A 13,536-nucleotide genomic window follows, 5' to 3' on the forward strand; every position below is an offset into this window, starting at 1 on the left:
ACCGACCGCGGAATGAAGGAAGACATGACGGAGAAGACCTGCCCCATCACCAACGGCCTGCCCACGCTCCGGGAGCGGCCGTTCGACCCGCCGCAGGTGCTGCGCGCCGAGGGCCCGATCTGCCGGATGGCCTTCCCCGACGGCCACGAGGGCTGGCTCGTCACCAGCTACCGGTACGGCCGGGAGATCCTCTCCGACAAGCGGTTCAGCTCGGCCGCCACGCACAAACACCTCGCGTTCCCCTCCGACCGCGCCCAGGACATGGGGGAGGGCATCCCGGGCCTGTTCGAGCACATGGACCCGCCGGAGCACACCAAGTTCCGCAAGCTCCTGGCCGGCCAGTTCACCCTGCGCCGGATGCGCGCGCTCACCCCGCGCATCGAGGAGATCACCGCACAGTACGCCGAGGCGATGCTGCACAAGGGCCCGCCGGCCGACCTGGTCGCGGACTACTCGGTGCCGGTGTCCTCGCAGGTGATCTGTGAGCTGCTCGGCGTGCCGTTCGGCGACCGGGAGCGGTTCGAGGGCAACTCCGCGAAACTGCTGCGCCTGGACCTCTCCACGGAGGAGACGCAGGCGGCGCTGATGGACCTCGTCGGCCTCACCGGCGAACTCCTCATGCGCAAGCAGGCCGAACCCGCCGACGACGTACTGAGCGTGCTGGTCAACGGCGAGGACATGACCCTCCCGGAGGCCATCGGCGCCACCTTGCTGCTGCTGGTCGCCGGGCACGAGACCACCGCCAACATGCTCTCGCTCGGCACCTACGCACTGCTCAACAACCCCGACCAGATGGCCCTGTTGCGCGCCGACGAGTCGCTGATCGAGGACGCGGTAGAGGAACTGCTCCGGTACCTGACCGTCGTCCACGTGGGCGTGCAGCGCAGCCCCACCGAGGACGTCGAGATCGGCGGAGTGACCCTGCACAAGGGGGACACGGTCCTGATCCACCTGCCCACCGCCAACCGCGACCCGGAGCAGTTCACCGACCCCGACCGCCTCGACGTCACCCAGGGCAGCCTCAGCCACCTCACCTTCAGCCACGGCATCCACCAGTGCCTCGGCCAGCAGCTGGCCCGCCTGGAACTGCGCATCGGCTACACCGAACTCCTGCGCCGCTTCCCCGAGTTGCGCCTAGCGGCGAAGCCGGACGAGATCCCGATGCGCTCCAACATGACCGTCTACGGCGTACACGAGCTGCCGGTGGCCTGGTGACCTTGTGAAGACCGCGCCGGCGCCTCGACCACCCCTGCGAAGCTGGCAGTTCCGCAGGGTCATCGCCGCGGAGTTCGTCTCCTCGGTCGGCACCCAGATGACGACGCTGGCGCTGCCGTGGTTCGTTCTGATGACGACCGGTTCACCGGCCCGGATGGGGCTGGTGTTCGTCATCCAGATCCTGCCGGTGCCCCTGCTGGGCATGCCCGCCGGGCTGCTGGTGGCCCGGTGGGGCGCCCGCCGCGTCACCATCGTCGGCGACATCGCCGACACCGTACTTGTGGCGGCGGTGCCCACCTTGTATCTCGCGGGCCTGCTCCCGTTCTGGGCGCTGCTGGTGATCGTCGCCCTGATCGGCTGCGTCGCGTCCGGCTACCTCTCCGCGCAGCGCATGCTCCTCGCCGAGGCCATCGGCTCCGACGAGGGCGCCGTCACCGCGGGCAACGCCCTGTTCGAGACGGCCACTTCATCGGCCCGCTTCGTCGGCCCCGCTTTCGCCGGTCTCCTGATGGCCAAGGTCGGTGCGCTGCACGTCCTCTGGATCGACGCGGCCACCTTCGCCCTCTCGGCGGCCCTCCTGACCGGCCTGCCCCGCCGCGAGCGAAAATCCGAGCCGCTCTCGGCGGACAGAATGACGGAGGGCGCGCGCTACCTCTTCCGAGACCGGGTGCTCCGCACCATGGCACTGGCCGCCCTCGGCTACGGCACCCTCATGCCCGTAGTCCTGCTCGCCCTGCCCATCATGGCCAGAGCCCGCTACGACGCGGCCCCCGAAGTGGCGGGCCTGCTGCTGGCCGCATGGGGCGGCGGCACCGCGATCGGCACCGTGATCGTCGCCCGCCTCGCCCGCCGCGTCACACCGACCCGCTTCGCGGCCTGCGGCGGCGTGGGCGCGGCCCTCGTCCTGTGGCTGCTGCCCTGGGACCAGCCCGCCGCTTCAACGGCCCTGACGGTCGCGGCGGCCTGCATGTTCCTGCCCGCGGTGACCGCACCCGCCGTGGCCCTCCTCACCCTGCGCCCACCGGAACACCTGCGCCCCCACGTCCTGCCGGTCTTCGGCGCCGCCGTCTTCGTCGCCAGCCCGATCGCCTACGCCGCGGCGGGCGTCCTCTTCGAGCACCTCCCGCTCGGCACGGTCCTCGCGGGAGTCGCCGTCGGCGCCACCCTGTGCGCCCTGATCCTCGTCGACCTGGCCCGCCGGGATCCCGCCCGACCCACACCGCCCGAAACCGACGATCCGCCGCCTGACATGATCAGCACATGACCAGTGAACCCGCGCCGCCCGCCCGTACGACGTACGTCCTCTTCGACGTCGACGGCACACTGATGGACGCGGTGGACAACCAGCGCCGCGTCTGGGCGACCTGGGCGGAGCGGTACGGACTGGACGCGGACGAGGTCTACCAGGTGGCCCTGCGGACGCGGCCTATGGAGACGTTCGCGCAGGTCGTACCCGGCGAAGATCCGCACGCGTGCCTGGCCGCGCTGCACGAGCTGGAGGACGAGGACGTCCGGACCGGCGACTACCAGGCGTTCGACGGCGCGTGCGACCTCCTGCGCGACCTGCCCCCGGGCTCCTGGGCCCTGGTCACCTCGAACTACGAGCACCGGGTGCGTGGCCGCTTCTCGCGGACCGGTCTGCCGGCACCCGGCGTGATCGTGGACGCGGCCGCGGTGGAGGAGGGCAAGCCCTCACCCGTCCCCTACCTCCAGGCCGCCGCCCTCCTGAGCGCCGACCCGGCATCCTGCCTGGTCATCGAGGACGCCCCGTCCGGGGTGCGGTCCGGGCTGAGCGCGGGCATGACGGTGTGGGGCGTGAACAGCGAGGTCGCGGTGGAGGGCGTGCACCGCCACTTCGCCACGCTGCGCGAGGCCGTGCCGCACATCCTGGCCTTCGCCGGCGCCGAGGCCCTTACTGCTCGTCCTTCCGGCGCACCATCTCGTTGATCCAAGCCGGTGCGAAGGGTGAGGTGCAGCCCGGGGAGGTCGGGTAGTCCTCGAACACGCCGAGACTCTCACCGATGGCAAGGGCACGCGCACGCAGCTCGGGATGCTCGATGCCGATCTGGGCCAGGCAGTAGTTCATCGACCACTGAAGACGATCCGGGGCGTTCCGCATGTCCGCCTCGACGAGGTCGAGCAGCCCCGGAAGATCGAGCCCCTCGGGCTTCTTCGCCACGCGATCGCCGGTCAGCGCCCAGCTCGCACCGGCCACCACTGGGTCCGGATCGGTGAACCAGGCCAGGCGCAGCTCCTCGCAGTGAGGGCTCTTCTTCACGACGTAGTTGACCAGCCAGTCCTGCACCTTGGGGGTACGAGCCGCGCGCAGCATGGCATCCAGCTGATCACGCTCGAACGCCTTGGGCCGGCAGATCAGCAGGGCCAGCAGCCGCGCGGCCGAGTCCCCGGTCTCCCAGAGCCGGCACGCGAGCTCCTGCTGCGTCTTGAGCCGCTTGGCGACCGCGCGCAGCTTGGTGAGGTTCACCCCGTGATCGTCACCGTGCTTCTCGTTCACGGCGCGAATCCTGGGATCTTCGAGCTCCGCGAGCTCGGCCATCACCTCGGCGACCGTCGACTCGGTCACGGTTGTCCCGGCCACCTCAGCCTCCTGTCCTTCACGTGCGGGCTTCACCCTACGACGGTCTCAGCCGCGCTCGCGCAGGTACGTCTCCAGCTCCGCGGCCCCGCGCAGCATCGCCCGCCCCCGGGCGGACAGCCGCCCGCGCCAGTCGTCGAGCGCCGCCTCCAGAGGCTCCAGGCCCCCGGCCGCCCGCACCTGCGCGATCAGCGGCGCGATCTGCTCCAGCAGGTACCCGCCGCGCCGGAGCTGGTGGGCCAGCCGCGCATCCCGTACGTCGGCCTCGTCGTAGACCCGGTACCCGGTCCGCGGATCGCGGCGGGGGCGTACCAGCCCGGCCCGCTCCCATTTGCGCAGCGTCGCGGGCCGGATGCCGAGTTCGTGGGCCAGCGTGCCGATGAACATGCTGCCGGTCTCGACCGCCGTGGTGGGTTCCAGGTCCCGCAGCGCGTTCTCCACGGCCTGGAGCGTCCGGCGGTCGGCGAGGAGCTCGGTGTGGCTCGAGTCGATCTGACGGAACGCCTCGTCGTCCGCGGCCTCGTTCACGGCCCGCATGATCGACGTCGCCGTCTGGTGGCCATGGCCCGGCACCAGGGAGAGGAACGCGCGCAGGGCGCCCGCGTGCAGCGGGGTGTAGGTGCGGTAGCCGCTGGGCGTGCGACCGGCGGCCGGAAGGATGCCCGCCTCCTCGTAGTTGCGCACCGCCTGCGTGGACAGACCGTGCTCCCGCGCCAGATCGACCGGCCTCAGCCGCTCACCGCTTTGAAGGCTGTGTTCATTCATTCGCCCCATTTACCGCACGATAGCGCGGAAAAGTTTCAACCGGAGGTTCAACGATACCGTTGAGGGCATGGCGACTGACATCAAGGAAACCGCCCATGCCGTCGAGGCGGCCACCGTCATGAGACTGCTCCCGGCCCGCCCCCGACTGCTCGCCCTCGGCGAGCCCACCCACGGCGAGGACGCTCTGCTCGCCGTCCGCAACGACCTCTTCCGCCAACTCGTCGAGCAGGAGGGATACCGCACGATCGCGATCGAGAGCGACTGTATGAGGGGCCTGCTGGTGGACGACTACGTCACCACGGGCACCGGCACGCTCGACGAGGTCATGCGGCACGGGTTCAGCCACGGCTGGGGCGCCTCGGCCGCCAACCGCGACCTTGTCTCCTGGATGCGCGCCCACAACGCGGACAGGCCCGCGTCCGACCGCCTCCGCTTCGCCGGTTTCGACGGCCCGCTGGAGATGGCCGCGGCCGAGAGCCCCCGCCAAGCCCTCACCGCACTCCACGGCTACCTCTCACCCCACGTGGACGCCGGCCTCCTGCCCTGCTCGGCGGAAGCCCTCGGCGAGCTGCTGGGCCCGGACGACCGCTGGACCCACCAGGCCGCGATGACGGACCCGACCCGGTCCGTGGGCCGGTCTCCCGAGGCCGGTCAACTGAGCCTGCTGGAAGCTGACTTGGTGTCCCTGCTCGACGCACAGACCCCCCACCTGATCGCCACGACCTCGCGGGACGACTGGGACCGAGCCCGCCTGTACGGCCGTACCGCCACCGGCCTGCTGCGCTACCACCGCGCGATGGCCGACACCTCACCGGCCCGCATGACCCAACTGGTGGTCACACGCGGCCGGATGATGGCCCACAACCTCCTGGCCCTCACCGAACGGGGCCCGGTCCTCGCCCACGCCCACAACGCCCACCTCCAGCGAAGGAAGAGCAGCATGCGGATGGCCGGAAAACTGCTGGAGTGGTGGAGCGCGGGCGCCCTCGTGCACGCCCACCTCGGCCAGGACTACGCCTTCGCGGCCACCGCCGTCGGCACCATCCGGCACCAGGGAGTGGACACCCCGCACCCGGACACCGTCGAGGGTCTCCTGTACGAACTCCCCGAGGACCGCTGCGTCGTAGCGCCCCGCCACCTCGCCGCCGCCCTCGGCGCCACCCGCCCCACGCCCCGGGAGTCCCCCTGGTTCGGCTACGCCCCCCTCGACCCCGGCCATCTGACAGACCCCGACGCCATTGTGTTCGTCAAGGACGTCCGGCAGAGCTAGCGGAAGTCGTACACGGCCCACTCGGCGACCTGGACATACCCGATCCGCTGATAGAGGGCATTGCTGGTGGGGTTGTCGGGGTCCGCGAAGAGCACGACGTCCGTGGCTCCCGCGTCCAGCGCGGCCCGGCTCACCTCGACCGTCACCGCGCCCGCGTAGCCGCGCCCCCTGAGGTGGGCCGGGGTGTAGACGGGGTCCACCCGGACCATCCCGGCGACCATGGTGGTCACGGCCGCCATGGAGGCGGGAGTGCCGTCCGGGGTCTCCCAGAAGGTGAAGTGCCGGTCGGCGAAGCGCGATCCGGCCCAGGAGCGGGCATCCACGGCCGGGACCTCTCCGACGGTGTCGACGAACTCACCGCACCAGCGCACGACTTGATCGAGATCCCGCTCGCCCGCGACCCGTCCCCGGCCCGCCGGGGGTGGCTGCGGCGGGGTGAGCGTGCCGAGACGGTACAGCCGGATCCGCGTGGTGAGCTTCGCCGCCGCTCCCGTATACCGCTGCCAGGACTCGGCGAAAGCGGTGGCGGTGTCGCGCTCGGCGCTGACGTAGGGAAGGCGGTACCCGAGTCCGGCGAGGTGGGCGGCGAGGCGGTCGGCGTCCTCGGGGGAGAGGGGAGTGGGGCAGAGGCCTCGGGACGGGAGGCGGTAGCAGATGCCGCGGACCTCACCCCCGTCCGCCAGCCGCCCGAAGAGCGTTGCCCCGCCGCCGAATTCGCCCGTCCCCAGGGTCCGGACCTTCTCGATCACGGTCAGCGGCATGGTGTGCAGGGCGGGCCGCGAACGCAGGAAGTTCCCGGCCCGGGAGAGGAAGTCATCGATGTCTTCGGTGAGTTGCCAGTCGTCCGGACGCATCCCCGCATGCTCCCCGATCCAACGCGGCGGAAGCCGGTCAACCTCGTTTTGTGCAGGTACGTCAGAGTCATTGGCCGTCCGAGACTGATCGCGTACACGGTCAGCGCGCAGCCTCGGCTCCGTCGCCGCCGCGTCCCTGCGCGAGGACCCCGCCGACCAGCAGGCCGACCGCGATGGCGGTGACGATGGTGACCAGCTTCAGCAGATCCGCGAAACCCTCGATGAGATAGCCACCGGCCAGCGTGGTCAGACCGCGCATGCCGAGCGAACCGACGGTGAGGGTGAAGAAGCCGGGCAGGATCAGGATCAGCCGGGGCGGGCGGTGCGGCCCCCGGGCGATGAGGGTGGCCGCGGCGGCGAGCACGACCGCGGCCACGAATGTACCGCCCGTCTCCCCGATCAGCTTCGTGAACGCCGACTGCACACCCACGGTGACGTAGACGAGTACCAGCAGCGGGAGGAAGAAGCGCACCGGGACGGCGAAGGCGAACAGCGTGCCCACCGTGAACACGATCCACGCCAGGAACAGCGCCCACCGGGGCAGGTCGGAGTCGGCGGCCACGTCGAAGAGGGCCCGGGTGGGCGTGCCGGTGACCAGGACGCCCAGCAGCACACCGAGATAGAGCTGGACCAGCAGGAAGACCGAGTAGACCAGCCGGATCGCCCCGGTGGTGATCAGACCGGCGGCCAGCTCCGCGGTCGCAGCGCTCAGATAGTCGCCGGGGACGAAGTAGAACAGCGCCGGGAGCATCAGCAGCACCGGTCCGCCACGCGCCGGGTCGTCGGCGAACACCTCGATCCCGACGACGGACACGAGAGTGGCTACGACCAGGGGCAGGATCCGGGCCAGCCGCGGCACCCGGTCGGCGGCGACCGCGAGCGCCGCGGCGAGCGCGCCCAGCACGGCCGTGGCCGCGATCTCGTACCAGGTCGGCTGCATCAGCGGCGCGAAACCCAGCGAGAACAGCACGATCCCGAGGAACTTCAGCCACCACGGGTACGGCGCCGGTGCCCTCTCGATCGCCGCCAGCCTCCGGTCCGCCTCCGCCAGGCGGAGCCCGCCCGCGCGCACCTCGGCGAGCAGCGGCTTGAGCGCCGCCACCTGGTCGAGGCGGAAGACCTCCGGAAAGCCGTGCACCGTGACGGTACGGCCGTGCCCGTCGGCAGCGGTGACGGTGAGTACGGCCGCCTCCGGCACCAGCAGCAGGGACGCGCCGCCACCGAAGGCCCGGGCACATCCCGCCACTTCCGACCCGATGAGATGGGTGCCCTCACCGGAGCTGCGCAGCAGCAGACCGGTCAGCCGGGACAGAAACGCCGTGAGGTCGTCGAGGTCCGCGGCCGCCTGCTGCTCCACGCCCGCCTCCTCACTCCGGGTCCGGGTGTTCCAGCGTGCAGGTCCGGGCGGCGAGCGGCATCTCGGACGCTACGACCCCCAGCCCCGCCCTGTTCACTCGAACGGCCCACTCGACCTGCGCCCGGCCCTCCCGCTGCCGAGTCTGTGCAGTGACTCGTCCACACCCCCAGGGAGGGATCCATGGCGTCGATGGACGTACCGGCCGACCAGCCGGCCAAGGCGGTACGCAGTGAGGCGAGAGCGGTGGCCAACCCCACCCTGACCTGGCTGACGCTGGCGTTCATGACCACCGCCTCGGTGGCCAGCCTGCGGGCCGCGCCCACTATGGCCGTGTACGGCCTGGCCTGTGTCTTCCTCTACCTGGTCCCGGCGATCGTGTTCCTGCTGCCGACCGCGCTGGTCTCGGCCGAACTCGCCTCGGGCTGGTCCGGCGGTGTCTACCGCTGGGTGAGCGAGGGGCTGTCCAAGCCGCTCGGATTCCTCGCCGTCTGGTGCCAGTTCGCGATGACGATCTTCTATTACCCGAGCCTGCTGGCCTTCGTCGCCAGCACCATCGCGTTCGTCATCGACCCGTCCCTCGCCTCCAACGGGGTCTACACCGCGATCGTCATCATGATCCTCTACTGGACCGGCGTATGGGTGTCGTCACGTGGCACCAAGGCCCTTGCCGGACTGTCCAGTTGGGGCCTGATCATCGGCACCCTGATCCCGGGCACGCTGCTCGTCGTGCTCGGCATGGTGTTCCTCGGCCAGGGCAACCCCTCCGCCGCGCCCATGACCGCCGACAACCTGCTGCCGGCCTGGACGGGCCTGGCCAGCCTGGTACTGATCGTCAACAACTTCCTGTCGTACTCCGGCATGGAGATGAACGCGGTCCACGTCTCGTCGCTGAAGGACCCGGCGAAGGAATACCCCAAGTCGATGTTCCTGGCGATGGGACTCGTGCTGCTGATCTTCATCCTGCCCGCGCTCGCCATCAGCTGGGTGGTGCCCGCGAACCAACTGAGCCTGACCGCCGGTGTGATGCAGGCCTTCGACGCGTTCTTCTCGTACTTCCACATCGGCTGGATGACCCCGATCGCGGCCGTGATGCTCGTGTCGGCCGCGCTGGGCGGCATGCTCACCTGGCTCGCCGGACCGTCCAAGGGCCTGCTGGAGATCTCCCGCAGCGAGGGCTACCTGCCGCCCTTCCTGCAACAGCTCAACAAGTACGGCATCCAGCAGAACATCCTGGTCACCCAGGGCATCGTCACCACGATCATCGCCCTGATGTACGCGCTGATCCCGAACGTCTCCAACGTGTACTGGATCTTCTCGACGATCACCACACAGGTCTATCTCATCGTCTACCTGCTGATGTTCGTCGCGGCGATGCGCCTGCGGAAGAGCCAGCCCGACCATCCCCGCGGCTACCGCGTCCCCGCCCTCGGCCTGCTGTGCACCGTAGGCCTGCTCGCATCCCTGGCCGCCCTCGCCATCGGCTTCGTCCCGCCGTCGCAGTTCGGCGGCGGCAGCGTCTGGGCCTACGTCGCCTTCATCGGCAGCGGCCTGATCGTCCTCGGCTTCCTCATCCCGTACGCCTTCCTCAAACTCCGCAAGCCGAGCTGGCGCACGGCGGCGGCAGAGTCCGAGGGGAGCCCGTCATGAGCCCCACCCGGTTCGCCTCCGAACACAAGTGGATCTACATCGGCGCGATCGTGGTGCTCGTCGCCCTGGCGGTCATCGGCGTCATCCAGTACCAGAGCGTCAAGAGCACCAACGAGGCTGCGGAGAAGGCCAACCAGCTCGCCGACGCCGCCGAGGACGCCGGCTGGCCCCGCCCCGACACCAGGACCATCGAGCGGACGCTGGGCACCGACGGCGGCGTCGTCTGCGACGACCCGGCCAGCGCGCTGGAGTCGGCCCTGTGGAAGATCAACGTCTCCAACGGGGCCGCCTTCGTCGGCCAGCGCCCCGTCATCGGCGACGGCAGGGCGCTGCGGGCCGAGGCGAAGATCCTGGAGATCTACTGCCCGGACAAGCTCGACGACTTCGAGGACAAGATCGACGACCTGAAGACCGACAACACGGTGAGGGACTGACCAGTGAGCGAACTCGCCCAGACGATCGCCGAGTTGATGCCCCGGGCCAAGGCGGACCTCGCCGAACTCGTCGCCATCCCGTCCGTGGCCGACCCCCGCCAGTACCCGCCCGAGGCGTGCCACCGCGCGGCCCAGTGGGTGGCCGACGCGTTCACCGAAGCGGGCCTCAGGGACGTCCACCTCGTCGAGACCCCCGACGGCAGCCACGCCGTCCTCGGCCACCGCCCGCCCCCGCCCGGAGCCCCCACGGTCCTCCTCTACTGCCACTACGACGTCCAGCCCCCGCTCGACGACAAAGCCTGGACCACCCCGCCCTTCACCCTCACCGAGGGAGCGGACGGTCGCTGGTACGGCCGCGGCACCGCCGACTGCAAGGGCAACATCGTCATGCACCTCACCGCGCTCAGGGCGCTGACGGCGCTCGGCGAGGACCTCCCCGTCGGGCTGAAGTTCGTCGCCGAGGGCTCGGAGGAACAGGGCACCGGCGGCCTGGAGGCGTACGTCGCCCAGCACTCCGAGCAGTTCCTGGCCGACGCCCTGCTGGTGTGCGACACCGGCAACGCCGAGGTCGGCACCGGCACCGCGACCATCACCCTGCGCGGCCTGGTCGACCTCGTCGTCAGCGTCGAGACCCTGAAGAGCGAGGTCCACTCCGGCATGTTCGGCGGCCCGGCCACCGACGCCCTCGCCGCACTGATCCAGATGCTCGCCGGCCTCCGCGACCCGGCGACCGGCGCCACCCGCATCGACGGCCTGGACTGCGAGGGCACCTGGGACGGCGTCCCCTACGACGAGGCGACCTTCCGCCGGGACGCCGGTCTCCTCGACGGCGTCCGGCTCACCGGCACCGGCACGGTCGCCGACCGCCTGTGGGCCCGCCCCGCCGTCACCGTCCTCGGCATCGACTGCCCACCCGTCGTCGGATCCGCCGCCGCCGTCCCGGCCCTCGCCCGCGCCCGCGTCAGCCTGCGCGTACCGCCGGGCACGGACGCCAACGCCGCCCGCGAGGCCCTCACCAAACACCTCACGGAGGCCGCCCCTTGGGGCGCCCGGGTCACCGTCGAGACGGAAGGCACCGGCTCCCCGTTCCGTGCCGCCACCGACGGCCCCGCCTACACGGCCCTGGGCAAGGCGATGCACCACGTCTACGGAAAGCCCCTGGCCTTCCTGGGCCAGGGTGGCTCCATCCCCCTGTGCAACGTCCTCGCGTCGGCCTACCCCCGCGCCGAGATCATCCTCATGGGCGTCGAGGAACCCCGCTGCCTCATCCACGCCCCGAACGAAAGCGTCGACCCCACCGAGATCGAGCACATGGCCCACGTAGAGGCCCTGTTCCTACGGGAGTTCGCGGCGGCGAGTCAGTAGACGGACAGCCCCTGACCGCTGAGGACTTCCTGAATGGGCTGGTAGTAAGTGGTCCCGCCGGTCGTGCAGTTGCCGGAACCGCCCGACAGAATCCCGATGACCTTGTCGCCCGCGTAGAGCGGCCCGCCACTGTCACCGGGCTCGGCGCAGATATTGGTCCGGATGAGTCCGTGGACGATGCTGCCGTCACCGTAGTTCACGGTCGCGTTGAGCCCGGTGACCACACCACAGCGCACGCCGGTGGTGGCTCCGCGGCGGCACACACTCTGGCCGACATACGCGGTCGCGGTGCCGGTGATGTCGACGGTCCCGATCGTCCCCGGGTGCGGCACGGCCGTGTTGGCGTACCGGACGACACCGAAGTCATCCCCGGGGAAACTGCTGCTGACGGTGGGCCCGATGGCGGTGGTCAGGGCAGAACTGGTGTACCAGGTGGACGTGGCGTCCGCGCAATGCCCAGCGGTGACGAAGTAGTACGTGGTCCCACTGCGCACGTTGACCCCCGCGGAGCAGCGCAGCCCGGAGCCGTGGACACCATCGCCACCCGACACGAGGGTGCGCAGCACCCCGTCCTGCCGCTGAAGAACGACACGGCCGCCGGAACGCTCGGCGACCTGCCGAAGCCGGGCAAGATCCCTGTCCGCCACGGAGGAGTCGACATCGACCCGCAGCGTCTCCGTGCGCTGATCCACCACCCAGGCCGTCCCGGCGACACCGAGCGCCTCAACCGCGGACGCGGCACGCGCCGGTGCCGTCACGGGCTCGGCGGCCGAAACCGTTCCGGACAGAGCGAGCACGGCACCCACGACCAGACTCAGTACGCAGCGGACTCTCATCGCCACAACTCCCGAGGAATCATCCGCCTATTGTCCCGAGATGTTGAGGGCACGACCAGGTCGGCTTCAGGCCGCGAACCCCACCGCACAGCCCGTCCGCACCGACACGATAATCAAGGCCGCCCCAACAGCGCCCCAACACCCTCACCCCTGGAGGATTTCGTGCGGTTCCCGCCCCGCTCCCTGTCCGGCTGGACCATGGCCGTGTTCGGCGCCCTCGCCGCAGCCCTGGGCGTAGTGGGACTGATCGCGCCGGACACCCTCCTCGCCGTCATGGGCTTCACCACCCACGACGACTCGACTCGCCCACCGGGAGACCACACCCTGGTCTTCATCACCGCCTCGTCCATGGCGGCGGTCAACATGGGCGTGTACTACATCCTGGCCGCCCTGTCCGACTGGAAGGCCTTCTTCCGTTGGACCGTCCCCTTCCGCCTCCTCACCTGCACGGTCTTCACCCTCGCGGTGATGGGCGACCGCGCCCCGTCCGCCCTCCTGGGCGTCGCCCTGTGGGAGGGACTCGGCGCCCTGATCACCGGAGCGGCACTCCGCTACGAGACACAGCGAGCGACGGTCCCGGCCGTGCCGTCATCCTCGTAGGTGAGCGAGAAGCCCTTCCCCATCCGGATAGGGACGTTCCTGCGGAAGCACCCGGGCGGCGGACTCCAACTCACCAGCCCTGACCAGAGCGTGCACCTCATGGGCAAGTGGAGTCACGTCACGGATGGCGACCGTCCACTCGTCCGCGTAGCGCCGTACGGCCTCACCGGAGAGTCCGAGCTGGAGGGACCGGTAGGGCAGTGGCCGTAGGTGCAGGTCCCGCTCGGGGTCCCACTGCACGCGGGTGGGCGCCCGCTTCAACTGACGCTGCCAGCCGGCCAGATCCGGGTGCACGCCACGGACGTAGCTGGACAGACACGCGTGTCGCAGCGCCCACTCGAAGCCGTCACGGCTGATGTCGACGGCGAGAACGGTCTCCTGCCCGACCTTCGTGCCCCAGCCGCAGCGGTACATCATCCACAGGAACGACGGCTTGATCCACGTCATCCTGTCCCGTTTCCACGCGCCGGAGAAGCGGCCCTCGCGGGCGGCGGGCAGGCCGATCTCCGGGGAGTACGCCTGGTAGACGGTGATCGTGGACTCCGTATGGGCCGCACGGATCACGCGTTGCGGTTCGTTCATGGCGGAAAGCCTGGG

14 protein-coding genes are annotated in these 13,536 nt (G+C 70.4%); 8 read left to right on the forward strand and 6 right to left on the reverse strand.

Annotation, left to right across the window (positions count from 1 at the left end; translation table 11 throughout):
* Positions 1-24: 24 nt before the first annotated feature.
* From STRCI_RS38640 to STRCI_RS38650, 3 genes are read left to right on the forward strand one after another with little or no spacing between them, the layout of a single operon-like run.
* Entirely contained in the window at positions 25-1,215 is a 1,191-nt protein-coding gene (locus STRCI_RS38640; RefSeq protein WP_269663667.1) for a cytochrome P450, read from the forward strand.
* 4 nt (positions 1,216-1,219) lie between these two features.
* On the forward strand, positions 1,220-2,479 hold the full coding sequence (locus tag STRCI_RS38645) for an MFS transporter (RefSeq protein WP_269663668.1): 1,260 nt from the start codon (positions 1,220-1,222) through the stop codon (positions 2,477-2,479).
* Entirely contained in the window at positions 2,476-3,162 is a 687-nt protein-coding gene (locus STRCI_RS38650) for an HAD family hydrolase (protein ID WP_269663669.1), read from the forward strand. The genes STRCI_RS38645 and STRCI_RS38650 overlap by 4 nt, the downstream gene beginning before the upstream one ends.
* On the opposite strand, the gene STRCI_RS38655 is transcribed toward STRCI_RS38650, so the two are convergent.
* Together STRCI_RS38655 and STRCI_RS38660 are read right to left on the reverse strand one after the other, a co-directional pair.
* Positions 3,128-3,772, reverse strand: a complete 645-nt coding sequence (locus STRCI_RS38655) for a DNA alkylation repair protein (protein WP_269664756.1) — start codon at positions 3,770-3,772, stop codon at positions 3,128-3,130. The genes STRCI_RS38650 and STRCI_RS38655 overlap by 35 nt on opposite strands.
* An 87-nt stretch (positions 3,773-3,859) precedes the next feature.
* Positions 3,860-4,576: a TioE family transcriptional regulator gene (locus tag STRCI_RS38660; protein ID WP_418953485.1), complete on the reverse strand. Its 717-nt coding sequence runs from the start codon at positions 4,574-4,576 to the stop codon at positions 3,860-3,862.
* A gap of 67 nt (positions 4,577-4,643) precedes the next feature.
* Here STRCI_RS38660 and STRCI_RS38665 point away from each other — a divergent pair, with 67 nt between their 5' ends.
* On the forward strand, positions 4,644-5,846 hold the full coding sequence (locus tag STRCI_RS38665; RefSeq protein ID WP_269663671.1) for an erythromycin esterase family protein: 1,203 nt from the start codon (positions 4,644-4,646) through the stop codon (positions 5,844-5,846).
* Here STRCI_RS38665 and STRCI_RS38670 read toward each other — a convergent pair.
* Both STRCI_RS38670 and STRCI_RS38675 read right to left on the reverse strand, forming a co-directional pair.
* Complete coding sequence (locus tag STRCI_RS38670; RefSeq protein WP_269663672.1) at positions 5,843-6,700, reverse strand: GNAT family N-acetyltransferase; 858 nt, start codon at positions 6,698-6,700, stop codon at positions 5,843-5,845. The genes STRCI_RS38665 and STRCI_RS38670 overlap by 4 nt on opposite strands.
* A gap of 100 nt (positions 6,701-6,800) precedes the next feature.
* Positions 6,801-8,057 carry a threonine/serine exporter family protein gene (locus STRCI_RS38675; RefSeq protein ID WP_269663673.1) on the reverse strand — a complete coding sequence of 419 codons (1,257 nt, stop codon included), beginning with the start codon at positions 8,055-8,057 and terminating at the stop codon, positions 6,801-6,803.
* A 180-nt stretch (positions 8,058-8,237) separates the two neighbouring features.
* On the opposite strand from STRCI_RS38675, the gene STRCI_RS38680 reads away from it, so the two are divergent.
* From STRCI_RS38680 to STRCI_RS38690, 3 genes are read left to right on the forward strand one after another with little or no spacing between them, the layout of a single operon-like run.
* Positions 8,238-9,704 carry a glutamate/gamma-aminobutyrate antiporter GadC gene (locus tag STRCI_RS38680; RefSeq protein ID WP_269663674.1) on the forward strand — a complete coding sequence of 489 codons (1,467 nt, stop codon included), beginning with the start codon at positions 8,238-8,240 and terminating at the stop codon, positions 9,702-9,704.
* Positions 9,701-10,138, forward strand: a complete 438-nt coding sequence (locus STRCI_RS38685) for a hypothetical protein (protein WP_269663675.1) — start codon at positions 9,701-9,703, stop codon at positions 10,136-10,138. The genes STRCI_RS38680 and STRCI_RS38685 overlap by 4 nt, the downstream gene beginning before the upstream one ends.
* Before the next feature lie 3 nt (positions 10,139-10,141).
* Positions 10,142-11,503, forward strand: a complete 1,362-nt coding sequence (locus STRCI_RS38690; RefSeq protein WP_269663676.1) for a dipeptidase — start codon at positions 10,142-10,144, stop codon at positions 11,501-11,503.
* On the opposite strand, the gene STRCI_RS38695 is transcribed toward STRCI_RS38690, so the two are convergent.
* Entirely contained in the window at positions 11,497-12,339 is an 843-nt protein-coding gene (locus STRCI_RS38695) for a trypsin-like serine protease (protein WP_269663677.1), read from the reverse strand. The two genes, STRCI_RS38690 and STRCI_RS38695, sit on opposite strands and share 7 nt — an antisense overlap.
* A gap of 162 nt (positions 12,340-12,501) precedes the next feature.
* Here STRCI_RS38695 and STRCI_RS38700 point away from each other — a divergent pair, with 162 nt between their 5' ends.
* A complete protein-coding gene (locus tag STRCI_RS38700; RefSeq protein ID WP_269663678.1) occupies positions 12,502-12,939 on the forward strand; it encodes a hypothetical protein in 438 nt (145 codons plus the stop codon).
* On the opposite strand, the gene STRCI_RS38705 is transcribed toward STRCI_RS38700, so the two are convergent.
* A complete protein-coding gene (locus STRCI_RS38705) occupies positions 12,928-13,521 on the reverse strand; it encodes a DUF4291 domain-containing protein (protein WP_269663679.1) in 594 nt (197 codons plus the stop codon). The two genes, STRCI_RS38700 and STRCI_RS38705, sit on opposite strands and share 12 nt — an antisense overlap.
* Between the last annotated feature and the right edge of the window lie 15 nt (positions 13,522-13,536).

It is taken from the genome of Streptomyces cinnabarinus (assembly GCF_027270315.1).
Taxonomy (GTDB): domain Bacteria; phylum Actinomycetota; class Actinomycetes; order Streptomycetales; family Streptomycetaceae; genus Streptomyces; species Streptomyces cinnabarinus.